This is a genomic window from Pseudomonas sp. WS 5011, from assembly GCF_012985775.1.
Lineage (GTDB): Bacteria > Pseudomonadota > Gammaproteobacteria > Pseudomonadales > Pseudomonadaceae > Aquipseudomonas > Aquipseudomonas peli.
Map to the genome: position 1 here is coordinate 143,018 of NZ_JAAQXA010000010.1, position 22,470 is coordinate 165,487.

The 22,470-nt window shown below is 59.0% G+C and carries 24 protein-coding genes; 10 read left to right on the plus strand and 14 right to left on the minus strand.

Going from position 1 to position 22,470, the window contains the following annotated elements; all coding sequences use genetic code 11:
• The first annotated feature begins 53 nt into the window (after positions 1-53).
• Positions 54-359: a hypothetical protein gene (locus HBN63_RS12965; protein ID WP_090248484.1), complete on the plus strand. Its 306-nt coding sequence runs from the start codon at positions 54-56 to the stop codon at positions 357-359.
• A 121-nt stretch (positions 360-480) separates the two neighbouring features.
• Positions 481-1,461 carry a zinc-dependent alcohol dehydrogenase family protein gene (locus HBN63_RS12970; RefSeq protein ID WP_170049693.1) on the plus strand — a complete coding sequence of 327 codons (981 nt, stop codon included), beginning with the start codon at positions 481-483 and terminating at the stop codon, positions 1,459-1,461.
• Between the two features lie 67 nt (positions 1,462-1,528).
• On the opposite strand, the gene HBN63_RS12975 is transcribed toward HBN63_RS12970, so the two are convergent.
• On the minus strand, positions 1,529-2,878 hold the full coding sequence (locus tag HBN63_RS12975) for a DEAD/DEAH box helicase (protein WP_170049694.1): 1,350 nt from the start codon (positions 2,876-2,878) through the stop codon (positions 1,529-1,531).
• A 253-nt stretch (positions 2,879-3,131) separates the two neighbouring features.
• Between HBN63_RS12975 and HBN63_RS12980 the strand changes: the two genes are divergently transcribed.
• Both HBN63_RS12980 and HBN63_RS12985 read left to right on the plus strand, forming a co-directional pair.
• A complete protein-coding gene (locus HBN63_RS12980; protein ID WP_090248490.1) occupies positions 3,132-3,785 on the plus strand; it encodes a 7-cyano-7-deazaguanine/7-aminomethyl-7-deazaguanine transporter in 654 nt (217 codons plus the stop codon).
• Positions 3,786-3,881: 96 nt separating this feature from the next.
• A complete protein-coding gene (locus HBN63_RS12985; protein ID WP_170049695.1) occupies positions 3,882-4,436 on the plus strand; it encodes a dihydrofolate reductase family protein in 555 nt (184 codons plus the stop codon).
• On the opposite strand, the gene rarD is transcribed toward HBN63_RS12985, so the two are convergent.
• The 3 genes from rarD to HBN63_RS13000 form a co-directional block, all read right to left on the minus strand.
• Positions 4,431-5,327, minus strand: coding sequence for an EamA family transporter RarD (gene rarD / locus HBN63_RS12990; protein ID WP_170049716.1), 897 nt, complete (start codon positions 5,325-5,327; stop codon positions 4,431-4,433). The genes HBN63_RS12985 and rarD overlap by 6 nt on opposite strands.
• Positions 5,328-5,527: 200 nt before the next feature.
• Positions 5,528-6,127: an FMN-dependent NADH-azoreductase gene (locus tag HBN63_RS12995; protein ID WP_170049696.1), complete on the minus strand. Its 600-nt coding sequence runs from the start codon at positions 6,125-6,127 to the stop codon at positions 5,528-5,530.
• A 285-nt stretch (positions 6,128-6,412) separates the two neighbouring features.
• Positions 6,413-6,727, minus strand: coding sequence for a 3-phosphoglycerate kinase (locus HBN63_RS13000; protein WP_090248494.1), 315 nt, complete (start codon positions 6,725-6,727; stop codon positions 6,413-6,415).
• A 77-nt stretch (positions 6,728-6,804) separates the two neighbouring features.
• Between HBN63_RS13000 and HBN63_RS13005 the strand changes: the two genes are divergently transcribed.
• From HBN63_RS13005 to HBN63_RS13015, 3 genes are read left to right on the plus strand one after another with little or no spacing between them, the layout of a single operon-like run.
• Positions 6,805-7,731, plus strand: coding sequence for a LysR family transcriptional regulator (locus tag HBN63_RS13005; RefSeq protein WP_090248496.1), 927 nt, complete (start codon positions 6,805-6,807; stop codon positions 7,729-7,731).
• A 15-nt stretch (positions 7,732-7,746) separates the two neighbouring features.
• On the plus strand, positions 7,747-8,559 hold the full coding sequence (locus HBN63_RS13010; RefSeq protein WP_170049697.1) for an alpha/beta hydrolase: 813 nt from the start codon (positions 7,747-7,749) through the stop codon (positions 8,557-8,559).
• Positions 8,560-8,570: 11 nt separating this feature from the next.
• Positions 8,571-9,125, plus strand: a complete 555-nt coding sequence (locus HBN63_RS13015; protein WP_170049698.1) for a peptidylprolyl isomerase — start codon at positions 8,571-8,573, stop codon at positions 9,123-9,125.
• A gap of 201 nt (positions 9,126-9,326) precedes the next feature.
• On the opposite strand, the gene HBN63_RS13020 is transcribed toward HBN63_RS13015, so the two are convergent.
• The 8 genes from HBN63_RS13020 to HBN63_RS13055 all read right to left on the minus strand — a co-directional run bounded on the left by HBN63_RS13020 (position 9,327) and on the right by HBN63_RS13055 (position 16,467).
• Positions 9,327-10,067 (minus strand): MgtC/SapB family protein, encoded by a 741-nt coding sequence (locus tag HBN63_RS13020; RefSeq protein WP_223181876.1) that lies wholly within the window; start codon positions 10,065-10,067, stop codon positions 9,327-9,329.
• A 72-nt stretch (positions 10,068-10,139) separates the two neighbouring features.
• Positions 10,140-11,261, minus strand: a complete 1,122-nt coding sequence (locus HBN63_RS13025) for a GNAT family N-acetyltransferase (protein WP_170049699.1) — start codon at positions 11,259-11,261, stop codon at positions 10,140-10,142.
• Between the two features lie 66 nt (positions 11,262-11,327).
• Positions 11,328-12,248 carry a ParB/Srx family N-terminal domain-containing protein gene (locus HBN63_RS13030; protein WP_170049700.1) on the minus strand — a complete coding sequence of 307 codons (921 nt, stop codon included), beginning with the start codon at positions 12,246-12,248 and terminating at the stop codon, positions 11,328-11,330.
• An 85-nt stretch (positions 12,249-12,333) separates the two neighbouring features.
• A complete protein-coding gene (locus tag HBN63_RS13035; RefSeq protein ID WP_170049701.1) occupies positions 12,334-13,647 on the minus strand; it encodes a porin in 1,314 nt (437 codons plus the stop codon).
• Between the two features lie 309 nt (positions 13,648-13,956).
• A complete protein-coding gene (locus HBN63_RS13040; protein WP_170049702.1) occupies positions 13,957-14,553 on the minus strand; it encodes a DoxX family protein in 597 nt (198 codons plus the stop codon).
• Positions 14,554-14,606: 53 nt separating this feature from the next.
• Complete coding sequence (locus HBN63_RS13045) at positions 14,607-15,305, minus strand: putative DNA-binding domain-containing protein (protein ID WP_170049703.1); 699 nt, start codon at positions 15,303-15,305, stop codon at positions 14,607-14,609.
• Complete coding sequence (locus HBN63_RS13050) at positions 15,302-16,144, minus strand: DUF692 domain-containing protein (RefSeq protein WP_170049704.1); 843 nt, start codon at positions 16,142-16,144, stop codon at positions 15,302-15,304. Before HBN63_RS13050 ends, HBN63_RS13045 begins: the two co-directional genes overlap by 4 nt.
• Before the next feature lie 23 nt (positions 16,145-16,167).
• Complete coding sequence (locus HBN63_RS13055; protein ID WP_108489482.1) at positions 16,168-16,467, minus strand: hypothetical protein; 300 nt, start codon at positions 16,465-16,467, stop codon at positions 16,168-16,170.
• A gap of 211 nt (positions 16,468-16,678) precedes the next feature.
• On the opposite strand from HBN63_RS13055, the gene plsB reads away from it, so the two are divergent.
• From plsB to HBN63_RS13070, 3 genes are all read left to right on the plus strand, one after another.
• Complete coding sequence (gene plsB, locus HBN63_RS13060; protein ID WP_170049705.1) at positions 16,679-19,162, plus strand: glycerol-3-phosphate 1-O-acyltransferase PlsB; 2,484 nt, start codon at positions 16,679-16,681, stop codon at positions 19,160-19,162.
• Between the two features lie 20 nt (positions 19,163-19,182).
• Positions 19,183-19,398, plus strand: a complete 216-nt coding sequence (locus tag HBN63_RS13065) for a hypothetical protein (RefSeq protein WP_170049706.1) — start codon at positions 19,183-19,185, stop codon at positions 19,396-19,398.
• 137 nt (positions 19,399-19,535) lie between these two features.
• A complete protein-coding gene (locus HBN63_RS13070) occupies positions 19,536-20,213 on the plus strand; it encodes a DUF4197 domain-containing protein (RefSeq protein WP_160085204.1) in 678 nt (225 codons plus the stop codon).
• A gap of 104 nt (positions 20,214-20,317) precedes the next feature.
• On the opposite strand, the gene HBN63_RS13075 is transcribed toward HBN63_RS13070, so the two are convergent.
• Together HBN63_RS13075 and HBN63_RS21915 are read right to left on the minus strand one after the other, a co-directional pair.
• Complete coding sequence (locus HBN63_RS13075; protein WP_170049707.1) at positions 20,318-22,015, minus strand: RNA-binding domain-containing protein; 1,698 nt, start codon at positions 22,013-22,015, stop codon at positions 20,318-20,320.
• 56 nt (positions 22,016-22,071) lie between these two features.
• Positions 22,072-22,308: a topoisomerase DNA-binding C4 zinc finger domain-containing protein gene (locus HBN63_RS21915; protein WP_345940486.1), complete on the minus strand. Its 237-nt coding sequence runs from the start codon at positions 22,306-22,308 to the stop codon at positions 22,072-22,074.
• Positions 22,309-22,470 lie beyond the last annotated feature (162 nt).

Sequence of the window (22,470 nt, forward strand, 5' to 3'; positions counted from 1 at the left end):
CCCAGGCCTACTCAACCGAACACGTCTGCCTATTCGCCCGCGAGGACATTGCCATGAAGATCACTCTGCCCAGTAAAACCGCTCTGAGCCTTTGCGCTGACTTCGCTCTATTTGCCCAGAGCACGGCCTACGCTTCGTGCAGTTCCGAGGAGGCGATCGCCAAAGCCGAGCAACTCGCAGCCAAAGTCGCAGAGATCACCAAAAAAGATCCTGCCCGTGCGGAACAGCTGCGCGCAGAACTGAAGGAAACCTCACCCGAGACTTCCTCTGACGAGATGGAAAACGCTTGCGAAGGCTACGACCAGCGTCTCAATGAACTGGAAGAAGCCGGCGATAACATGCAAGACGACCCAAACTAGCCACCACTCGGCTTGTTCAACCGCTGCCGATCACCCGGATCGATAACGGAGGATTCGTCGCACCTTGGCCACTCCGGTCTAGACTTCAGCCACTTTGTTCAGCCTCTACCGGAGAATTCCCATGCTTAAAGCCGAATACCAACACCGTGGCCCACAACCTCACGAGGTGATCGCCGCTGTAGAACTGCAGCTGCCAGAGCTTGGCGCGGGCCAGGTACGCATCAAGGTGTTGGCCGCACCGATCAACCCGTCGGATGTGCTTACCCTGACCGGCGAATACGGCATGCTGCCGCCGCTGCCAGCAGTAGGCGGCAACGAAGGGGTCGGCCGCGTGGAAGTACTGGGCCCCGAGGTCAGTAACCTCAAAGTCGGCCAAATGGTGCTGTTGCCTGTGGGCTGCGGTACCTGGGTCAGCCATTTGAACGCACCGGCTAATAAATTGATTCCCCTGCCGGAAGCCGACCCACAGCAACTGGCGATGATGACGGTTAACCCACCGACCGCCTCCCTGATGCTCAGTGAATTCGTCGACCTCAAACCCGGTGACTGGGTGATCCAGAACGCCGCAAACTCCGGCGTCGGCAGCTACCTGATTCAGCTGGCCAAACTACGCGGCTTCAAGACCATCAACGTAGTGCGCCGCGATTCAGCGGTGGCAGGTGTCGAAGCAGAAGGCGGTGATGTGGTGCTGGTCGACGGTCCGGATCTGGCTAAACGCGTGCGTGCCGCCACTGGCGGTGCAAGCGTGCGCTTGGGCATTGATGCCGTGGGCGGCGAAGCCACTGATCACTTGGCCGCCAGCCTTTGCGAGGGCGGCGTATTGGTCAACTACGGCATGATGAGCCGTCAGCCGTGTCAGGTTTCGCCCGCGTCGTTTGTGTTCCGCGATGTCAGCCTGCGCGGCTTCTGGCTGGCCAAGTGGTTCCAGAACGCCAGCCAGGCCGAGCAGATGAAAGTGTTTGGTGAGTTGGTACAACTGATCGCCAGCGGCAAGCTGCATACCCGCGTTGCTGCGACCTATGACGTCAGCGAGATCAAGCAGGCCGTAGCAGCTGCCGCCAGTGGCGAGCGCGATGGCAAGATATTGATCGTACCGAAGTAAGCCCTGAAATGACGACGGCGGATTAGCTCCCCAGCCAACCCGCCGTTGTAATCACACTGCAACCGAGTTATTCCGCTGCGGGAGTACGGCGCTTCAGCGGTGCCAAGCCGTCCTGGCTGACCAGCACCGGCGCATCAGGTTTCGGCCGATTGATCGTGTTGCGTTTGCTCGGAGCATTGGCTGCCGGTTTTTTCGCCAGCTTCTTGCCCGTTTTCGGGTCGACCTTTTTCTTCTTCGGGCCAACCGCTTTACCGGACGCTTTGAGGTTTTTCGGCCCCTGGTAGATGCCCTTAAGGTCTTTGATATTGCGGCGCTCGAAACGCTGTTTGAGGTAGCGCTCGATGCTCGACATCAGCGCCCAGTCGTTGTGACAGATCAGCGAAATCGCCAGACCTTCAGCGCCAGCACGGCCAGTGCGACCGATGCGGTGTACGTATTCGTCGCCGGAGCGCGGCATATCGAAGTTGATCACCAGATCCAGGCCGTCAACATCCAGACCACGGGCCGCCACATCGGTGGCCACCAGAATCTTCACCGCACCTTGCTTGAGGCGGTCGATGGCCAGCTTGCGATCCTTCTGGTCCTTCTCGCCGTGCAACACAAAGGTCTTGAAGTCATGGGCGACCAACTTGCCGTACAGGCGGTCAGCCTGGACGCGGGTATTGGTGAAGATGATCGCCTTGTCGTAGGTCTCGTTCTTCAGCAGCCACTCGACCAGACGCTCTTTATGATGGTTGTGGTCAGCGGTGATGATCTGCTGACGGGTACCTTCATTGAGCTGGCTGACGCGGTTGAGCTGCAGGTGCTCAGGCTCTTTCAGCACCTTGCCGACCACTTCGCGCAGCACTGCGCCGCCGCTGGTGGCGGAGAACAGCAAGGTCTGGCGGTCGGCATTGCACAGCTCGGACAAACGCTGCACGTCCTCGGCAAAGCCCATGTCGAGCATGCGGTCGGCTTCATCGAGCACCAGCACTTCGACTTCATCGAGCAGCAGGTTGCCAGCGTTGGCGTGTTCGATCAGACGGCCAGGCGTGCCGATCAGGATGTCGACCTTGCGCAGCATGGCGGCCTGCACCTTGAAGTCTTCACCACCGGTGATCAGACCACCCTTGAGAAAGGTGAACTGAGCAAAGCGCTCGACTTCCTTGAGGGTTTGCTGGGCCAGCTCACGGGTTGGCAGCAGGATCATCGCGCGCACGCTCATACGTGGCTGGGAAGCGCCATCGCCGAGCAGGCGATTGAGCATTGGCAGCACAAAGGCTGCGGTCTTGCCGCTGCCGGTTTGCGCGGTAACCCGCAAGTCTTTTCCTTGCAGCGCCAGCGGAATGGCCGCCAACTGCACCGGGGTGGGCTCGACAAAATTAAGCTCGGCCACGGCTTTGAGCAGGCGTTCATGCAGGGCGAATTGGGAAAACACGGGTATACCTCGACAAAAAATCAGCAATACAGCGGCATAGATTACCGGTTCTGCCGGCTAAAAGCCCGAACGGCCTGGCCAACGGCGTCTGTAGCCTAGTTGGCGGCCCTGCAGCCGCGCGCAGAAACAGCACAGATCGACGCCTCCCGTCAGACCACTACGCATCTACTGCATCGCGCCGGTAGAATGCGCGCCGCCATTCAATTCCGGGTGGCATGGGTTCCCTAACCCCATTCAGCAAAAAGGTTCCGTCATGCTTATTACCGCCCCTCAGCGCCTGCGCAATGCGCTTATTGCATTGGTGCTGTTTCATATCCTGATCATCATCGCCAGCAATTACCTGGTGCAGCTGCCGATCACCCTGTTCGGCTGGCACACCACCTGGGGCGCGTTCAGCTTCCCGTTTATCTTCCTGGCCACTGACCTGACCGTACGCCTACTCGGCAAACAGGCGGCGCGCCGGGTGATTGCCCGGGTGATGCTGCCGGCGCTGCTGATTTCCTACATCGTCTCGGTGCTGTTTCAGGAAGCCAGCTTTCGCGGCTTCGGCGCCTTGCTGGAGTTCAACGAGTTCGTGCTGCGCATTTCCATCGCCAGCTTCCTCGCCTACGTCCTGGGACAGTTCCTCGATATTCAGGTATTCGACCGCCTGCGCCAGCTGTCGCTATGGTGGGTAGCGCCGACAGTCTCGACCGTCCTGGGCAACCTGCTGGACACCTATGCGTTCTTCTCGGTGGCATTCTGGAACAGCAGCAACCCGTTTATGGCCGAGCACTGGGTGGAAATTGCCACGGTCGATTACGGGGTCAAACTGGCGGTCAGCCTGCTGCTGTTCGTGCCGCTCTACGGTATGTTGCTCAATGCCATTCTGCGCATGTTGGCTGGGCGAACTCAGGCCGCCAGCTAAGCGCGCAAGACCAGCAGGAAACTTTGCTGCGCAATCCGACTCAACCGTTCAACAGCCCTCGCCATGGGCTTGTTCGGTTGCCGGGGGGGCATCAGCATGAAATCCACTCTGATCTACTACGTCGCCGCCAGCCTGGACGGCTATATCGCTCGTCCGGATGGCCGGGTCGATTGGCTGGAAAGCATCCAGGCTGCTGGCGGCGACCACGGTTATCACGCCTTTTATGACGGCATCGACGCCCTGCTAATGGGCCGCATGACCTTCGACACGCTGATGGACTCCGAGGAGGATTGGCCCTACCTCGGCAAACCCTGCCTGGTACTGACCCGCTATCCGCACGAACAATTACCGGATGGCGTAAGCATGCGCCATTGCACACCGAGCGAAGCCCTGACGACGCTGGCCGAACAAGGCCATCAGCGTATCTGGCTGGTAGGCGGTGGTTCGCTGGCCGGTAACTGTTTCGCTGCCGGTCTGCTCGACGAGCTGGTGGTGAGCCTGGTGCCTTATCTGCTGGGCGCCGGCATCCCGATGTTCGCCAGCGGTCTGGAACGCAGCCTGAGACTGCACGAACAACGCAGTTTCAGCAGCGGCGTGGTGCAACTGCACTATCAGGTGCTGCCGGAAAACCCTGCGGATGTCGTTCTATAAACCTTGCCGCGCCTGCTTGATCAATAGCCGCGCGCTGTCCCAGCCGACCAGCAGTACCGCCAGCCAGATCGGCAGGTAGGTCAACCATTGCGCGCTATTGAACTGCTCACCGAGAAACAGCAGCGCCACCAGAAACAGCAGCACCGGCTCGACATAACTAAGGATACCGAACAGGCCCATCGGCAGCAGACGACTGGCAGCCATCATCGCGGCAAACGCCAGAGAACTGAGGATCGCCAACCCAGGCAGCAGCCACCACAGCTGCGGCGCCTGGGCAAACAGCTGCGGCGGGCTCCATTGCAGCACCAGCCAGATCGCCACCGGTGCCATAAACAGCATCTCGAAGGCAAAGCCGGACAAGGCGTCCAGGCGCATCCAGCGGCGCAGCATGAAATACGGTGGATACCCCAGCACCGTGACCATCACCACCCAGGAGAACGCCTGGGTCAGCCACAGCTCATGGGCCACACCGAGTAAGGCGCAGAACACCGCCAGACGCTGCAATGGTCGCAGCCGCTCGCCGTAAAACACCCGCCCGGCCAGCACCATGGCCAGCGGCAGCAGAAAATAGCCCAGCGACACTTCCAGCATGCGTCCGGCCAGCGGCGCCCAGACAAACAGCGCCCACTGAATCCCCATCAACAACGCGGCCAACGGCAGACTGGCCAGCAGCAACGGCTCGCGCCGCACTCGTTCGCAGGCGGCGAGCAGCACCGGCCATTGCCGCGACAAAGTGATCAGCAGCAACACCGCCGGTATTGACCACAACACCCGCTGGGCAAACACCTGCAAGCCATCCAGTGGTGCTAACAGCCGCACATAGCCCGGCACCAGAGCAAACAACACCGAGGCAATAATCGACAGCGCTACACCGCGCCCAGACAGCTGCATCACTCCACCCTGCTTAATCAGACCCTGACATCTTGCCTGGCTTGTAGTGAAGACCACAGCCACAAAGCGACACAGCCGGGTACTTAAACAGCCGTACAGTGCAAAAATGCAGGGCATAAAAAAGCCCGCACTGCATCAGCAGAGCGGGCAGAGACGTCCAGGAGCACCGGACGCCAGGAGATCAAGATATTGCGGAAAAATCAGATGGCCTGGGCCAGTTGCGCCTTGGCCTGATTCAGGCCCTTTTCCATAAACTCGCTGCCCAGGTTGAGGCCTTCGGCATGGATAAAGCTGACATCGTGGATACCGACAAAAGCCAGCGCCTGACGCAGGTAGGGTTCCTGGTGGTCCTGAGCGCTGCCGGCGTAGATGCCGCCGCGAGCGGTCAGGACAAAGGCGCGCTTGCCGCTGAGCAGGCCTTGCGGGCCGGTTTCGGTGTACTTAAAGGTCACCCCGGCGCGCAGCACGTGGTCGAGCCAGGCCTTCAGGGTGCTGGGGATGGCGAAGTTGTACATGGGCGCAGCCAGCACCAGCACATCGGCGGCCAGCAGTTCGTCAGTCAGCAGGTTGGACAGCGCCAGTGCCGCTTGCTCGGCTTCACTCTGCTGCCCGGCCGGGGTCATCCAGCCGCCCAGCAGGTTGGCATCCAAATGCGGCACCTGATCAACCGCCAGGTCACGCACTTTGATCTGATCTGCCGGATTGGCAGACGACCAGTTGGCGATAAATTGCGCCGTAAGCTGACGCGAAACCGAACCTTGCTGGCGGGCGCTGCTTTCAATTACCAGGACGTTGGCCATGTTGTGTGCTCCATCGAAGGGGTGTTGAACGTCGATGGGCAAAGAATAGGAGCGCACAATCCGATTAAAAAGCGCAAATACCTGCGCCAAACAATCCAATAATTTGATTTATAGCCTGCCCAGGCTTAGTCTCTGGGCAGTCGCGTGGCTAGAACCTATTAAAAGCCTCGCGAGCTAGAGCCATGCAAGGCAGAAACAGGCGAGGGAGCGGAGTGTACTTTTGTACATGAGCATTCCGAGCCTGTTTCTAACGCAGCAGGGCCGACGCGCAGCAGGCTGGAAGGTTTAAGACAGTTCGCAGGTCAGCTTGACCCGCAGCTTGATAATGCTACGGCTGAACTTCACCGCCAGGTTGTTGCTGTCACCAGCGGGCAGGACGACCTTGCGGGTGCGCGGCGCTTCAGGGCCGTTCCGGAAAACCGCCGTGCACTTGGCATCGCTACGGCCATAGTTGTACAGCTGTACAGCACCCATGTTGTGGTCGATTTCCTGAGTGGTGGCGGAGACTTCAGCACCATTAAGCTGTTTTTCCACCTCGATCGGGTAGGCCATTACAGTCAGCGGCAAGCAGGCCAGCAACGCACAACAGAGCTTTTTCATCAGGGCAGTCTCCGGTAAAAGACGGCCAGTTTAGGTTGATTGAGTGGGTGTTTGCACCCTCAGTACGGGAATCGAATATGAAAGCCCCCCGCGTAACGCTCGACCAATGGCGCACCCTGCAGGCCGTGGTCGATCACGGCGGTTTTGCCCAGGCCGCCGAGGTGCTGCACCGCTCGCAATCTTCGGTGAGTTATACCGTGGCACGGATGCAGGAGCAGCTGGGCGTACCGCTGCTGCGTATCGACGGACGCAAGGCGGTACTCACCGAAGCCGGCGACGTGCTGCTGCGTCGCTCGCGGCAACTGGTCAAACAGGCCAGCCAACTGGAAGACCTGGCGCACCATATGGAGCAAGGCTGGGAGGCCGAAGTACGCCTGGTGGTCGATGCCGCCTACCCCAACGCCCGCCTGGTGCGCGCGCTGACCGCCTTTATGCCGCAAAGCCGTGGCTGCCGTGTACGTCTGCGCGAGGAAGTGCTGTCCGGGGTGGAAGAAGTGCTCAAGGACGGCATGGCCGATCTGGCCATCAGCGCGCTGAACATTCCCGGTTTTCTCGGTGCGGAAATGAGTACGGTGGAGTTTGTCGCCGTGGCTCACCCCGATCATGCGCTGCATCGCCTGCAGCGCGTCGTAACCTTCCAGGACTTGGAAACCCAGATGCAGGTGGTGATTCGCGACTCAGGTCGCCAACAACCCAAGGATGTTGGCTGGCTCGGCGCCGAACAGCGCTGGACGGTCGGCAGCCTCGCCACGGCCGCCACGTTTGTCGGCAACGGCCTGGGCTTTGCCTGGTTGCCACGCCATATGATTGAGCGCGAGCTCAAGGACGGCCTGCTCAAACCGCTGCCACTGGACCAGGGTGGCAGCCGCAACCCCTTGTTCTTCCTCTACTCGAACAAGGACAAGCCCCTGGGGCCCGCTACACAGATTCTCGTTGAGCTGATTCAGCGTTTCGATGCTGCGCCGTTAAATGCAGCCTTTGCTGCGCCGCTGCCCTCGGCCTGATAAGGAGTCCCGCAGATGCCCTACTTCAACAACGATGATTGCCAGCTGCACTATGAAGACTACGGCCACGGTGCCCCTGTGCTGCTGGTGCACGGCCTTGGCTCAAGCACCCGCGATTGGGAATACCAGGTGCCCGAGCTGGCCCGTCATTACCGGGTGATCGCCCTGGATGTGCGCGGCCATGGCCGCTCGGACAAACCCCGCGAGCGCTACAGCATTCAAGGTTTCGCCGAGGATGTGGCGGCGCTGATCGAGCACCTGCAACTGGCGCAGGTGCATCTGGTGGGCATCTCTATGGGCGGCATGATCGGCTTCCAACTGGGCGTGGATCGCCCCGAATTGCTGAAAAGCCTGTGCATCGTCAACAGCGGCCCGGAAGTGAAGGCGAAAAGCCCGCGCGACTATATCGAGATCGCCAAACGCTGGACGCTGTCGCGCCTGCTCAGCCTCGACACCATTGCCAAGGCCTTGGGCAAACTGCTGTTCCCCAAGCCGGAGCAGGAAGAGCTGCGGCAGAAAATCCTGGTGCGCTGGCCACAGAACGACAAGCGTGCTTACCTTGCCAGCCTGGATGCGATTATCGGCTGGGGCGTGCGGGAACGCCTGGCGCGGATCAGCTGTCCGACCCTGGTGGTCACGGCCGACCGCGATTACACCACGGTGGCGCAGAAGCAGGCCTACGTTGACGAAATGCCCAATGCGCGCCTGCTGGTAATCGAAGATTCACGCCACGCCACACCGCTGGACCAACCCGAACAATTCAACAGCAGCCTGCTGGCCTTCCTTGCCGAAGTCGAGCAGGCCGCCCCCACTGCCACGCAACAATAAGGACTACCCGCATGTTCAAGACCCTCACCCTCGCCGCCTGCTCCATCCTGTTTGCCGGCAGCCTGCTGGCCGCCGAAAACCCGAAAGTGCTGCTGACCACCAGCCTCGGTGAAATCGAAATCGAGCTGGATGCCGAGAAGGCGCCAATCAGCACCGCCAATTTCCTCACCTACGTCGACAGCGGCTACTACGCCGGCACCCAGTTCCACCGCGTGATTCCGGGCTTTATGGTGCAAGGCGGCGGTTTCGATGCCGACATGCAGCAGAAAGACACCCAGGCGCCGATCAAGAACGAAGCCGACAACGGCCTGCACAACGTTCGCGGTACCCTGGCCATGGCCCGCACCCAGGTACGCGACTCCGCCACCAGCCAGTTCTTTATCAACCACAAGGACAACGCCTTCCTCGACCACGGCTCGCGTGACTTCGGTTACGCGGTGTTCGGCAAGGTGGTGAAGGGCATGGACGTGGTCGACAAGATCGCCCAGGTGCCGACCGCCAACCGTGGCGGCCATCAGAACGTCCCACGTGAGCCGGTGCTGATCACCGCCGCCAAGCGTCTGTAAAAATACCCCACCGGCTGGGCGGCCTGCTGCCTAGGAGCCTGTCGGGCTTGACCATTCGAAGCGAGGGGAAGTCCGGACCGAGTGAGTTTTGTTGGTCTTTCGAGGCGAATAGCGAGCTATTTAACGAGAAAGAGCAGCAAAAATGGCCGAGTCCGGCTTTTCCGCAGTAGAACAGTGTCAAGCCCGACAGGCTCCTGGCCTTCAGTTGCGCGCATGGGCCATGTGAAACTTCGCCACCCCCTCCAGCTGCGCCAGCTCATCGGCCATATCGCTGATCCGCGCACTCTTCTGCCCGTCCACCGCCACCGCAACAAAGCGCCATTCCAACTGGCCCTGCTCGAAGCTCACACTGAACGAGCCCCCGGCAATCACATAGCCGCGCTCACGGGCAATGCGCCGCAGTGTGGCCTCCTCCGGCCGCACAAACCCCGGCGCAAAACGCAGCACAATGGCAATCGCCGGCCGCGACGGCAGCCGCGCCTCCAGCTTGGCGCCCCACATCATCAACCCGGCAGAAATCAGGCTGAGCAACAGCGCCGCGCCATAAAAGCCCACGCCCACCAGCACGCCAATCGCCGAAGACGCCCAGATCGAAGCCGCCGTGGTCAGCCCGCTGATGCTCATGCCGTCCTTCATGATCAGCCCGGCGCCGAGAAAACCGATACCGGTGACCACACCCTGAATCACCCGTGTCGGGTCGACGCTGGATAGTGAGTGATCGCCCAGCCAGTGCTGCGGGTACACGCAGAGTACCGTCAGCGCGCAGGAGGCCATGCAGACCATGCCATAGGTGCGCATACCAGCCGCCCGGCCATGGTAGGAGCGCTCGTAACCGACCAACAGGCCGAGCAGCAGCGCGCCGAGCATATTCAGAAACAGGGTCAGATTGACTGCCACACCCGGAAGCAGCCAGAACTCATCGACCAGGGAAAATGCACTCACAACACACCTCGCGCAGCAGCGAACATGCTCTGAGCGTAGTTGCCGCCCCGCTAAACTGCGCGAGCCGGCGCGCTATTGGCGGTACGGCAACAGCTCGCGGGCCTGTTCAGCATAAGCGCGGATGCCATGCTGTTCCTCGGCGAGGAAATTCGCCACGGCATCGCGCAGGCCGGGGTGGCAGAGGTAGTGCCAGGAGTGGGTGATCACCGGTTCAAAACCGCGGATCAGCTTGTGTTCGCCCTGGGCACCGGCGTCGAAGCGTTGCAGGCCAGCAGCGATGGCAAAGTCCATACCCTGATAAAAACAAGTTTCGAAATGCAGCCGGTCGAACTCCGCCAGGCAACCCCAGTAACGGCCGTACAGGCTGTCGCCACCGACCAGACTGAATGCCATAGCCACAGGTCTACCGGCCTGATGGGCGAGCACTACGCGGATCATCTCGGGCATGCGCTCGGCCAGCAGGCTGAAGAAGGCGCGCGTCAGGTACGGCGACTGGCCACGCACCCGGTAGGTGTTGGCATAACACAGGTAGACGAAATCCCACTCCAGCTCACTGAGCTGATGGCCTTCTCGCCAGTCAAACTCGATGCCCTGCCCCGCCACTTGCTCGCGTTCTTTGCGCATCTGCTTGCGTTTGCGCGAACTGAGCGCATCGAGAAAGTCCTGAAAATCCCGGTAGCCACGATTGCGCCAGTGGAACTGACAACCCAGACGCTGCAACCAGCCGTCACGGCCCTGCAGCAGGGCATTTTCGGCCTCGGTGGTGAAGTTGATATGCAGGCTCGACAGGCCCTTCTGTTCCAGGCTGGCGCTGAGCTCGTCGAGTAGTTGCCCGGCAGCCAGCGGCGCGCCCAGCAGCCGTTGACCGGTAACCGGAGAGAAGGGAATCGCGCCGAGCAGCTTGGGGTAATAGTCGATGCCGGCGCGGTGGCAGGCATCGGCCCAGCCGTGATCGAACACGTACTCTCCATAGGAATGGCTTTTCACGTAGCTCGGCATGGCGGCTAGCAATTGACCCTGTGCATCGAGCAACGCCGCATGGGCCGACTGCCAGCCACTGCGCCCGCCAACGCTGCCGCTGTCTTCCAGCGCCGAGAGAAAAGCATGGCGCAAGAAGGGCTGCGCATCAGTCAGCAGAGCATCCCACTGACTGGCAGCAATTTCATCGATGGAATTCAGGCAGGTCGGCAACATCGGCAGCTCGGTGAGTCAGGCAAAGCTGCACTATATATAGCCACACGCCTTGATGCTGCCTTGGCTTTATTGGCGCGTGGCCTTGTAGGCAACCATATACGGCAGCTTCTTGCTGGCCATCTTGCCCATTTCTTTGCGGTCAACAGATGAGTAGCCGCCCAGCTCAGCCGCCTTGAAGCCGCTGTCACCCACCGTGCTGTCAGCCTGCAGCGCTACCATCAGCTTGGCTGCCTCGCCAATCGCGTCGCGGTAGTCGCCTTTGTCGCGCAGGTCGTACTTGCTCAGGTCGAGCTGGCCGCGCAGCCAGTTGCCCCAATAGAATTCAAGAAACTCTGGGGCCACGTCGCCCGAACGCGGTTTGTCGTAGGCCACTTCACGGGTGAAATACACCAGCGCGCGGTAGGGATCATCCGCCAGGCTGCCCAGGCCAAGCTGCGCTGGAATCTGCTCCGGGGTAATCACCTGGCCTTGGCCATCCTTGAGCCAGACCTTGCGCGCGGCCTGCATGCGCTGCCAGAAGCTGGCCAGATCCGCGCTATCGCTGAAGTTGTCGGTCACCTTGACCCACATCTGCAGCTTGGCGCCGCCTTCAGGCTGCTCCCACAGCGTGGTGAAGGTGTGGTGCCCATCGGTCAGGTACAACTGGCCCTCTGGGCCGACCACCACGGTTTTCATCTCACTGCTGCGTGAAGCCACTGCGCCCTGGCAGCTGAAGCTATCCGGCTGATGCAAATTGGCGCCCTTTGGCACCTTGCTGCTTTCGCCCTGGCCATTGCCCTCGCAGTACTCATCGAAGAGCTTGTTCGGCTCTTTGGCAAAACGCCCGAGCTTGTAATAAATCTGGTCATAACCCACTACGGCCTGGGTCGGGTGCAACTGCTCAAGACGCACCTGCAACAAATCACCCGGTTTGGCCGCACGGTAATCCTCAGCCACAGCCATAGCGCTAAAACCCGCCAGTAGTAACAACAGAGCACAAACGCGCATCGGTCCTTCCCCACATAAAAATTGCGAAAAAAAGCCCCGCACTAGGCGGGGCTCAAAGATAGGAGCAGCGGTTAAGCGGTGTTGGTTAGAACAGGTATTGCAGACGTACCGTCACAGCATCACCGTCGTCATCGCCAGCAGTGTTTGCCAGATCGTCTGCTTCGGCAGTGATGTAGTTAGCAGCGACTTTAACGGACTCGTTGGCGTACCAGTTCACGCCCACGGTATGTACTTTGGCACCGGCTTCGATGGTGTCGGTGGTAAGGCCAGCGACAGCACCGGCGGGCAAACGTGCCGTCTCGTCTACTGTGATATTGTCGTAGCGGTAGAACACTTCCCATGCACCCAACTGCTTGTTGCTCGGCTTGATCTTGTCGAACAAGCCACCATCGAGCTTGTAGCTGCGCGACTCGCCGGTCAGCGTGTAGGCCAACTGAACGTTATAACCGGACGCTTCTAGATCGTTATCGTTGCCGTTCAACAGATCGGAGCCATCGGCAGTGCGCTTCAGGTATTCGCCCTGCACGGAGAACGGCCCCATCATATAGGCCGCTTCGAGACCATAGGCGCTATCAGTACCGTCCAGGAAAGCGTCGCCGTAAGTACCACGGTTGCCATTGACTTCATCTTCGGTGGTGCCGCGTACCGAAAGGCGAGAGCGAATACGTTCACGGAAGCCATCTTCAACTTCGCGGGTTGCGTAGTTCAGACCGAAATGCAGAACCTGGCGCTCTTCAACGATTGGCGCAAATACGCCACGGGTGACGATGGAGTAGTTGTTCTGGCCGTCTTGGTCCTGGTTACCGTCTTGGCGATAGGCACCGGCCTCGCCATGAAACATGCCGCCGAGAGTAGTACGCAGACGGATACCTTCGCCATCCTCGTGGTTATTCGCCCACGGGACCAAGTCATAGATGGCCGAACGCTCGATGGAAGTAATCCACTTGGAGCTGGTAGCCTCTTCCAGACCGAAAGTCGGATTGAAGCGGCCTACGCTCAGGGTGACCGGATCAAAACCGTTGTAAGAGACGGACATTTCGTTCCAGTTATCGTCTGCACCGCTATCGCCAAAGTTGCGGTTGAATACATATCCCCAATCTTGGTAGGCAACACCGGAAATTTCCAGGCGGGCACGGCGTAGATAGGTTTCGTCGGCACGGTTGCCATTTTGAGTGTAGAAACCGTCGAAGCTGCCGCCATCGAGTTGCAGACGACCACCAATCTTGAAGCTGAACTGCTTGTCGACGGTGCCGACTTCCAGGCCGCCTTTGGTTTTAACAACGATATCGGCGCCGTCGGTGGTTACAGTGCCAGCCAAAGCCTGGGCGGAAACGAACAGGGCCAGAGCGCTGGCTGCGAAACCGGTCCCTACTCCACGGAAGCTGTGCTTACGGATCATCGAAAATTCCTCTAATGGACTTAGTGTTGAAAACACCCGAGCGCTGGGGCTCGTTTGTGCTGAAGGGAATCTTGGCGGCGGGATATTTCAGGGCGGTTGCTGATATATAAATATTTGATTACAGCGGAACTTTTTACTTCGTTTGCATATAAGCAGTTGACCGCTCTAGTCCGCACCTTTTACGGCTCATGCGGCGGGGCCTCAATGTGGCAAGGCGGCGCATAAGCGATTATTCGCGGCTAAAGCCGCTCCCACATGGCTCACGAACTCTGTGGGAGCGGCTTTAGCCGCGAAGCTTGAATGCAACCCTCAGGGGCGGCGCAGCCCCTTGGCCAGCCAATAATCCAGGCTCAGCCAGCGCCCGGCGCCACTGAAGAACAGAGCGACCAGCATGACCAGGTAGGTGACGGCGAATTCGACGCCGTTGTTCAGCACCACCAGCTTGCCGCTGCCGGTCAGCCAGTCGTAATTGCCGTGCTCCTTGAGAATCGCCCGCGCCCGCTCGATCTTTTCCACCGAGGCCATGACTCGCTCGTTGGCGAACGGCGCCGAGGCATCGGCAATCGCCTGCCAGCCGAACGGCAGGTGCACGGCGAAGATTGCCACCAGCATGGTGACGATCAGTGGAATGCTGATCCAGCGCACCGCCAGGCCGAACAACAGCAACAGCGCACCACCGGTTTCGGTCAGCGCCGCGGCCCAGGCCAGCAGCGTCGGGAACGGCAGGCCCAGGCCCCAATCCGGGTTGCCGAACCAGGCGGCGGTGGCGCCGATATCGGCCAGTTTGTGGGTACCGGCCATCCAGAAGATCGGTACCAGATACAGGCGCAGCAACAACGGGCCCAGAAAATCCAGGCGACGAGTAGCGTCCAGGCAATCCTGGAGACGATTGAGCAGGGTCAGCATGGTGAATCTCCACAAGCCGGCGCTTGGCGCCGAGGGTCAGATACAGCGAGGGATTAAGGGAGCCAGATGCCCTGGCGCTGCCAGCCATCCAGCAGGGCTTTGGCGTTGTTGAAATAGGCGTTGTCGGCGTTTAGGCCATGCTGCTGCGCCAGCTCCAGCAGAGCCGGCTCAGCCGTCTCACCGGCCTGCAGGCGCGCCGCCAATTGATAGGCAAACGGGCTGAGTTGCATAAAGCGCACCTTGTCCTGCGCATCACGCCAGACCAGCAGACAGGTCGGCTCGGCATCTGGCGCACAAGGCTGAAAGTCCACACCAATGCGCTGCACCGGCCACTGATAAGCCAGCGGCCAAGCCAATGGCGACCAGCCCTGCGCAGGCACTTCGGCCTCGCTGATATCCAGCGCCAGCTCCACCCATTCGTAATGCGCCAGTTCGAGGATAAACGGCGGATCGCCCGCCTCGGCGACATAGCCCTGCTGCAACCAGGCGAGAAACTCCTGGCTGATCTCAAGAAAGTACGGCGTGCGCGCCTGATGCTCGGCGATAAAACTGCGCACCAAGCGTTGCCAACGACTGGCCTCGATCAGCCGGTGCAGCACCGGAAAGGCGCCGCTGATAAAGCCTTCGATATTGTTGAAAAACAGCGTTTCATACACCGCCATACGCTCGGCGCTTATGCCATCAAGCAACGGCTGCTCTGCCGGTTGGCGAATACGCGCGGCAAACGCGCGCTGTGCTTCGACGCCACTCATGTGCCGTAACTCCGCAAAGGAGCCGCAGCCGCTTGCAGCTGGCGAATCTGCGCCACCTCGGCATACAGCTCGGCAATCGGTGGGAAGTTGAAATCCCGTTCCAGCAAGGTCGGGCGCACGCCGTGCGTGGCGTAAGCCTGTTCCAGCAGCGCCCAGACCGGGTCGATCACCGGCGCGCCGTGGGTGTCGATTTTCAGATCACTGGCCTGATCGTAATGCCCGGCCACATGCAAATAGGCGATGCGCGCACTGGGCATGGCCGTGATATAGGCGGCCGCATCGAAGTCGAAATTGATGCTGTTGACGAAGACGTTGTTCACGTCGAGCAACAGCTGGCAGTCGGCCTGCTCCAACACCGCGCTGACAAACGCCGCTTCATCCAGCTCACCCGGCAACTGCGCGTAGGCCGAGACGTTCTCGATAATCAGCGGACGCTCAAGCACGTCCTGCACGATGCGCACGCGCTCGGCGATACGCAGCACCGACTCCTCGGAAAACGGCAGCGGCATCAGGTCATACAGCTGGCCATGGTCGGCGCAAGCCGACAGGTGCTCGCTGTAACCGCGTACGCCATGCAAGTCGAGAAAGCCCTTGATGGCCTTGAGCAGTTCGAGATCCAGCGGGGCAAAACCACCGAGATTGAGGGACAGACCATGGCAGAGCAGCGGCAGGCGCTCGCTCAGGGCACGCAGCTGCTTGCCCAGGCGCCCACCGACACCGATCCAGTTCTCCGGCGCCAGCTCGAGGAAATCCACCTCGTCTGCGCTGCAGTCCTGCAGCGCGCCAAGCAGGCCGCGACGCAGGCCCAGCCCGGCACCGTTAACGAAATCCATCTGCATGTTCTGCCCCTGCACTCAGTCCGTTACTCGGTTTTCTGCTCGCCGCCGCACTTGCCTTCACCGCATTTGCCTTCGCCTTCGGCCTTGGCTTCGCCACCGCATTTACCCTCGCCGCACTTGCCTTCGCCTTCGGCTTTTTTCATTTCGCCGCCGCATTTGCCTTCGCCACAGCTGCCTTCAGCGGATTTCTCGCCAGCAGCCAGGCTGTAGCCGCTGCTCAGCTCCTGCGCGGCAAACGGGTTGCTCGCGGCCTGCACGCTCAATGCAGCGCTGCTCAGCAGTACCGCGCCCAGGGATGCAACAACAGTGTTCAGATGGTTCATGGCAACGCTCCAATGGTGGTTTACAGTGGCGGCCGATTGGCTGCCTCGGCCCAATAGACGAGGCCGACCGGCGGCTGTTACAGCTGCGCTGAAAAAATTTCGCAACCCAGCTGACGACAGCTAAACCCTAGAAGATTTTTGCCGCCAGCCAAGCGATCCGGCACACTACGCCCCCCGAGCAAATGCTCGTTTTCAAGCCTGCAGACTCCGTATGACCCGATCTCCGCTCCGCCGTCTCGTTTTTGGCACCTTGCGCCGCGTGCTGTACCTCTGGGTGCGCTCGGAAACCATCAACCAGTCCGCCTTCACCCTCAAGCTCGACCGCAGCAAGCCGGTGCTCTACGTGCTGCAACAGCCGTCGCTGAGTGACCTGGCGGTGGTCGATACGGAGTGCCGCAAGGCCGGCCTGCCGCGCCCGGTGCTACCGGTGGCCGTGGGTGAGCTGCTGGAGCCTGCCGCCTTCTTCTACCTGACCCCAGAGCCCGACTGGCTCGGCCGGCAGGACAAACGCGGCATCTCGCCGACCCTGCAACGCCTGGTCAGCGCACTCAGCCAGCATGCGGTGGACGATGCGCAGATCATTCCGGTCAGCGTGTTCTGGGGCCAGTCGCCGGACCGTGAAACCAGCCCGTGGAAGCTGCTGTTCGCCGACAGCTGGGCGGTTACAGGGCGTCTACGCCGCTTGGTGAGCATCCTGATCCTGGGCCGTAAGACCCGCGTGCAGTTCTCCACGCCGATTCATCTGCGCGAGCTGGTCGAGCAAGACAAAGGCCACGAGCGCACCCTGCGCATGGTCCAGCGCATCCTGCGTGTGCACTTCCGCAACCAGAAAGCCGCCGTGATCGGCCCGGACGTGTCGCACCGCCGCAACCTGGTTAAAGGCCTGGTGCATGGCCCGCAGGTGCGTCAGGCGATCATCGAAGAAGCCGAACGCGAGAACATCAGCCTGGAGAAGGCCGAAAGCCAGGCCCTGCGCTATGGCAACGAAATCGCCTCGGACTACACCTACACCGCCATTCGCTTCCTCGAACTGGTGCTGAGCTGGTTCTGGAACAAGATCTACGACGGCATCAAGGTCAACCATATCGAGGGCGTGCAGGAAGTCGCCCAGGGCCACGAGGTGATCTATGTGCCCTGCCACCGCAGCCATATCGACTACCTGCTGCTGTCCTACCTGCTGTTCCGCAACGGCCTGACGCCGCCGCATATCGCTGCCGGCATCAACCTGAATATGCCGGTGATCGGCGGGCTGCTGCGGCGTGGCGGGGCATTCTTTATGCGCCGCACCTTCAAGGGCAACCCGCTCTATACCGCGGTGTTCAACGAATACCTGCACACCTTGTTCAGCAAGGGCTTCCCGGTCGAGTACTTCGTCGAAGGCGGCCGTTCGCGCACCGGGCGCATGCTGCAACCGAAAACCGGCATGCTGGCCATCACCATGCGCAGCTTCCTGCGCAGCAACCGCCTGCCAGTGGTGTTTGTGCCGGTGTATATCGGCTACGAACGCGTGCTGGAAGGCCGCACCTACCTGGGTGAGCTGCGCGGCGCGAGCAAGAAGAAAGAGTCGATCTTCGACATCTTCAAGGTCATCGGCGCGCTCAAGCAGCGTTTCGGCCATGTCTGGGTCAACTTCGGCGAGCCAATCAAACTGGCGGAATTCCTCGACAGCGAGCAGCCCGACTGGCGCGAGCAGGATTACGGCACGCAGTACCGCCCGGCCTGGCTGAATGAAGCCACCAACAACCTCGGCGAGCGCGTTGCCCAACACCTTAACGAGGCGGCGGCGATCAACCCGGTCAACCTGGTGGCCCTGGCGCTACTTTCCACCAGCAAACTGGCCCTGGACGAACGCGCCCTGTCGCGGGTGCTCGACCTCTATTTAGCCCTGCTGCGCAGCGTGCCCTACTCGCCGCACACCACCCTGCCGGACGGCAACGGCCAGGCGCTGATCGAATACGTACAGAAGATGAACCTGCTCGCCGAACAAAAGGATGCCCTCGGCAAGATTCTCTATCTGGACGAGCAGAACGCCGTTCTGATGACCTACTACCGCAACAACGTGCTGCACATCTTCGCCCTGCCGGCGCTGCTGGCGAGCTTCTTCCAGAGCAGTTCACGGATGAGCCGCGAGCAGATCCTGCGCTACACCCGCGCGCTCTACCCCTACCTGCAAGCCGAACTGTTTATCCGCTGGAACCTGGATGAGCTGGACGGTGTGGTCGATCAATGGCTGACAGCCTTCGTTGAACAGGGCCTGCTCAAGCTCGATGGCGATATGTATGTACGTCCGGCGCCTAGCTCGCGCGAGTTCGTCCTGCTCACCCTGCTGGCCCGCGCCATCGTGCAGACCCTGCAGCGCTTCTATATGGCCACCGCCCTGCTGCTGAATGCCGGCCAGAACGCCATCAGCGCCGAAGAGCTGGAAGACCTCTGCACCGTGATGGCCCAGCGCCTGTCGATCCTGCATGGCCTGAACGCCCCGGAGTTCTTCGACAAGAGCCTGTTCCGTCACTTTATCCAGAGCCTGCTCGACCAGGGCGTACTGCGTCAGGATGAAGCCGGCAAGCTCAGCCATCATCCGCTGCTCAGCGAACTGGCCGAAGGCGCCGCCAAGCGCGTGCTGCCGGCAGAGCTGCGCCTATCGATCCGCCAGGTCACCATGGATCGCAACGAGGATGTCGCCGAGCCTGTGTAAACCGGCCTGGCCGCAGCGTTATGAGCGAAACCAACGACCAACCCGCACGGCCCTCCCGTGCGGCATTTCACCAAGCCAACCAGGCCCGCGCCGAAGCCGAAGCCCAGCGCCTGCTGGCCGCCAAGGCCGAGTTGGGTGGCCGTTGGCTCAGCTGGGTGGCGGCCGAGCTGTATGCCCTTAAGCCTGCCGCCTACGCACAAATGGTGCGTCGCGAGCTGCAGCGCTTAACCAACTAGCTTCGCCCCTTCTCCCTCTCCAGCGACCTTCTGGCGCGACGCCCTGCCAGAGCGGCGACGCAACTGCAGATTTGCCTGCGCGCGCCACTCCGTTAAGCTCCAGTCACTACCTTACCAACCGCACAAGGATGCCCATCATGCTCCGTCTTATCTCCCTGGCCGCCGGCCTCGCCCTCTCCAGCAGTGCTTTCGCCCTGTCGCTGGCCGATCTTTCGCAAAGCGACGCCAGCGGCGGCCTCAAGGACGCCCTCACCCAAGGCGCCAAAGTAGCCGTGCAGCAGCTGGGCAAACCCGGCGGTTTCAGCAACAACCCGGACGTACGCATCGAGCTGCCGGGCAACCTCGGCAAAGCCGCAAAAACCATGAAGATGATGGGCATGGGCGCGCAGGTTGATCAGCTTGAAGCGAGCATGAACAAAGCCGCTGAGGCTGCCGTGCCGCAGGCCCAGGCGCTGCTGGTGGATTCGGTGAAGAAGATGACCGTGCAAGACGCCAAGAGCATCCTCAGCGGCCCGCAAGATTCCGCCACCCAGTACCTGAACAAAACCAGCCGCGAACAGATCCGCGCCAAGTTCCTGCCCATCGTCAAGCAAGCCACCGACCAGGTCGGCCTGGCCAAGCAATACAACAGCTTCGCCGGCCAAGCCGCGAGCTTCGGCGTGATCGACGCGAAAAGCGCGAATATCGAGAACTATGTGACAGAGCAGGCGCTGGACGGCCTGTTCGCCATGATCGCCGAGCAGGAAGCCAGCATCCGGGAGAATCCGGCTGGTGCGGCGACCAGTTTGGCTAAGAAGGTGTTTGGGGCGTTGTAAGAAAGGTTGGATAGATGTGAAAAAGCCAGACCGTTAGGTCTGGCTTTTTTGTGAGAATTCAAGCAATTAATTCGCAATAGAATTATTCAGATTCTAAAAGCCGATCAAGCTTTATGACCAACTTCAGAAAGATACCATCTTGCGCCTGGGCCATTACCTCGCCTAGCGACATATGCAGCCTCACGTAGAAAAGCACTTGTATGCGTAGATTTTTTATGTGCCAACAGCTTGGTGAAATTCTCGTTAGACCCTTCAGAGAACTCCATAAGATAATCAAAAACCTTCACATGCTTATCTGAAGCCCTGTTAATTTTTAGAGTCTGACGAACATCAAAAAAATCTGCCCACTTAGGCTTTATACGAACAAAAACCCCATCTTTAGTGCCACAAAGCTCAATCTCCTCATGTCTAGCCACTGCATCTTTTATTGCAGCCCAAGGGTCACTTACGATACCTTTAAGCCGCTTAGTCAAATCAGCAACAACTTTATAACCAACCCGATAAAGGCTATTAAAAATAATCAAATCATCAACACCATACTTTGATGGATTAGTCTGTGTTTTGATAAAGATACTTGGAATAATAGCTTTCGCCGACAACGCAACCTCTACAGTATCAAATGACTCCTTAAACTCAGGAAACTCACGACCGTACGCCAAAGAACCTAAACCCATTCGTTTGACCCCCATACCCGCCCTATCAACCAGCTGAAAGTTCATCAACATCTTAGCCAGTGCCTTATTACGATGCCTGGGCTGGTGCGTACCAATATTCTCCGGCGTTACCCCACCATAAAAAACACCCGGATTAGTTACAACGAGTTTATCATTATCATAATCAACTACAACCATGCCTTCTATAGAATAATCACGATGAACAAGCGCATTCATAAACCCCTCATGAAACGCCGAATCATCCAAAGTTTTACACTTATACTTATCGCCTCTGAAGGAAAGCTCAATTTCCATATTACAGAAATCAAAATGCCTCTTTGCCCGATCAATCGTGTCCCATATGTTTGAATCCCACACATCATTTATAATCAGCTGCCCTGAGCGAGTACGCCAGCTAAAGCGATACTCATAAACTCCTAACCACTTAGCAATCTCATCCGCCTTACCTAAAAATAGCAATCCTGCCTTAGTCGGCTTACCGTTCGAAGTAACGCCAATAGCCTCAAGAAACGCTTCTTCAAGAGGAAGCTTTTCTACGGAGTACTCCTTACGAATACAGTAATCTTTGTAGGCAGATGCAACTGATTCAATATCAAAACAAGAAAAATCAAGATTCTCTAACGTATCAGCCGTCCAGTCGTAACTCAACAAACCACTAACAGCAGACTTTATTTCCTCAGGCATCATTGGCCTACTAGATCGCCCATCACGAATACATGTCTTCCCGCTCGACGTAGCAACCAAGATATCCCGCCTAGTAGGAACGTGAATCACAACATAATTCTTATGATCAAATGCTATATTCTGAACCTTAATATCTAAGTACGGCTTTATTTTCCCTCTCAACCTTTGCTCCAGCTCAATACTATCTACAGGCTCAAAACCAACCAACTGGGACGACCAATTTTTATTGGACACATTGGACCCATCCTTTATACCAACCAATACTATTCCACCCTTATGATTAGCAAGTGCAGAAATCTCCTCTGCTAATTCCTTGCTACCGTGCAAACTACTCAGACCAGAAAATTCCTTAAACTCAACAACATCGCTCTCGAGAAGCTCACTATCAACATGCCGACAAGCAGAAATAATCTCAATAATTTGCTCAGCACTCTTCATGTACATGACAAACCTCAAAATTTAAAACAATTAAAATTAGAATCAAAAAATATCTCTACAACTCATAAATCCTGAACAATCCCCTTACACTTCGGAAACTGCGAACAACCCCAAAATTCATTACCAATATTCGCCCCACGTTTTGCTACTCGCTTTTGCATAGCCGAGCTGCAGACAGGGCAACTTGGTGCACGCGCTTGTTCAGGTACGAAGCTGGTTTGAGCTGGGGTAGCAACCGAGGGTTTGGCTTGAGCCGTGCGTGAAGCGGCGATCCAGCGATTAAGCTCTGTACCCTCCACCAAGCGGATATTGCGACCACTGGCAAAGGACTTAGGGAAACTCTGAAAAAGACTTCCTGATTTTGGCAAAATCCCCGGACTCCACCCGCCGAGTTTTCCGATGAAGCAGATGACCTTCGCCGACGCCGAGTACGCCGGCAAGCGCAAACAGACCCGCAAAGA

Bases quoted from the DNA above. Each gene is read 5' to 3' on its own strand.
- HBN63_RS12965 (WP_090248484.1), top strand. From the start codon at position 54: ATGAAGATCACTCTGCCCAGTAAAACCGCTCTGAGCCTTTGCGCTGAC.
- HBN63_RS12970 (WP_170049693.1), top strand. From the start codon at position 481: ATGCTTAAAGCCGAATACCAACACCGTGGCCCACAACCTCACGAGGTG.
- HBN63_RS12980 (WP_090248490.1), top strand. From the start codon at position 3,132: ATGCTTATTACCGCCCCTCAGCGCCTGCGCAATGCGCTTATTGCATTG.
- HBN63_RS12985 (WP_170049695.1), top strand. From the start codon at position 3,882: ATGAAATCCACTCTGATCTACTACGTCGCCGCCAGCCTGGACGGCTAT.
- rarD (WP_170049716.1), bottom strand. From the start codon at position 5,327: ATGCAGCTGTCTGGGCGCGGTGTAGCGCTGTCGATTATTGCCTCGGTG.
- HBN63_RS12995 (WP_170049696.1), bottom strand. From the start codon at position 6,127: ATGGCCAACGTCCTGGTAATTGAAAGCAGCGCCCGCCAGCAAGGTTCG.
- HBN63_RS13000 (WP_090248494.1), bottom strand. From the start codon at position 6,727: ATGAAAAAGCTCTGTTGTGCGTTGCTGGCCTGCTTGCCGCTGACTGTA.
- HBN63_RS13005 (WP_090248496.1), top strand. From the start codon at position 6,805: ATGAAAGCCCCCCGCGTAACGCTCGACCAATGGCGCACCCTGCAGGCC.
- HBN63_RS13010 (WP_170049697.1), top strand. From the start codon at position 7,747: ATGCCCTACTTCAACAACGATGATTGCCAGCTGCACTATGAAGACTAC.
- HBN63_RS13015 (WP_170049698.1), top strand. From the start codon at position 8,571: ATGTTCAAGACCCTCACCCTCGCCGCCTGCTCCATCCTGTTTGCCGGC.
- HBN63_RS13025 (WP_170049699.1), bottom strand. From the start codon at position 11,261: ATGTTGCCGACCTGCCTGAATTCCATCGATGAAATTGCTGCCAGTCAG.
- HBN63_RS13030 (WP_170049700.1), bottom strand. From the start codon at position 12,248: ATGCGCGTTTGTGCTCTGTTGTTACTACTGGCGGGTTTTAGCGCTATG.
- HBN63_RS13035 (WP_170049701.1), bottom strand. From the start codon at position 13,647: ATGATCCGTAAGCACAGCTTCCGTGGAGTAGGGACCGGTTTCGCAGCC.
- HBN63_RS13040 (WP_170049702.1), bottom strand. From the start codon at position 14,553: ATGCTGACCCTGCTCAATCGTCTCCAGGATTGCCTGGACGCTACTCGT.
- HBN63_RS13045 (WP_170049703.1), bottom strand. From the start codon at position 15,305: ATGAGTGGCGTCGAAGCACAGCGCGCGTTTGCCGCGCGTATTCGCCAA.
- HBN63_RS13050 (WP_170049704.1), bottom strand. From the start codon at position 16,144: ATGCAGATGGATTTCGTTAACGGTGCCGGGCTGGGCCTGCGTCGCGGC.
- HBN63_RS13055 (WP_108489482.1), bottom strand. From the start codon at position 16,467: ATGAACCATCTGAACACTGTTGTTGCATCCCTGGGCGCGGTACTGCTG.
- plsB (WP_170049705.1), top strand. From the start codon at position 16,679: ATGACCCGATCTCCGCTCCGCCGTCTCGTTTTTGGCACCTTGCGCCGC.
- HBN63_RS13065 (WP_170049706.1), top strand. From the start codon at position 19,183: ATGAGCGAAACCAACGACCAACCCGCACGGCCCTCCCGTGCGGCATTT.
- HBN63_RS13070 (WP_160085204.1), top strand. From the start codon at position 19,536: ATGCTCCGTCTTATCTCCCTGGCCGCCGGCCTCGCCCTCTCCAGCAGT.
- HBN63_RS13075 (WP_170049707.1), bottom strand. From the start codon at position 22,015: ATGTACATGAAGAGTGCTGAGCAAATTATTGAGATTATTTCTGCTTGT.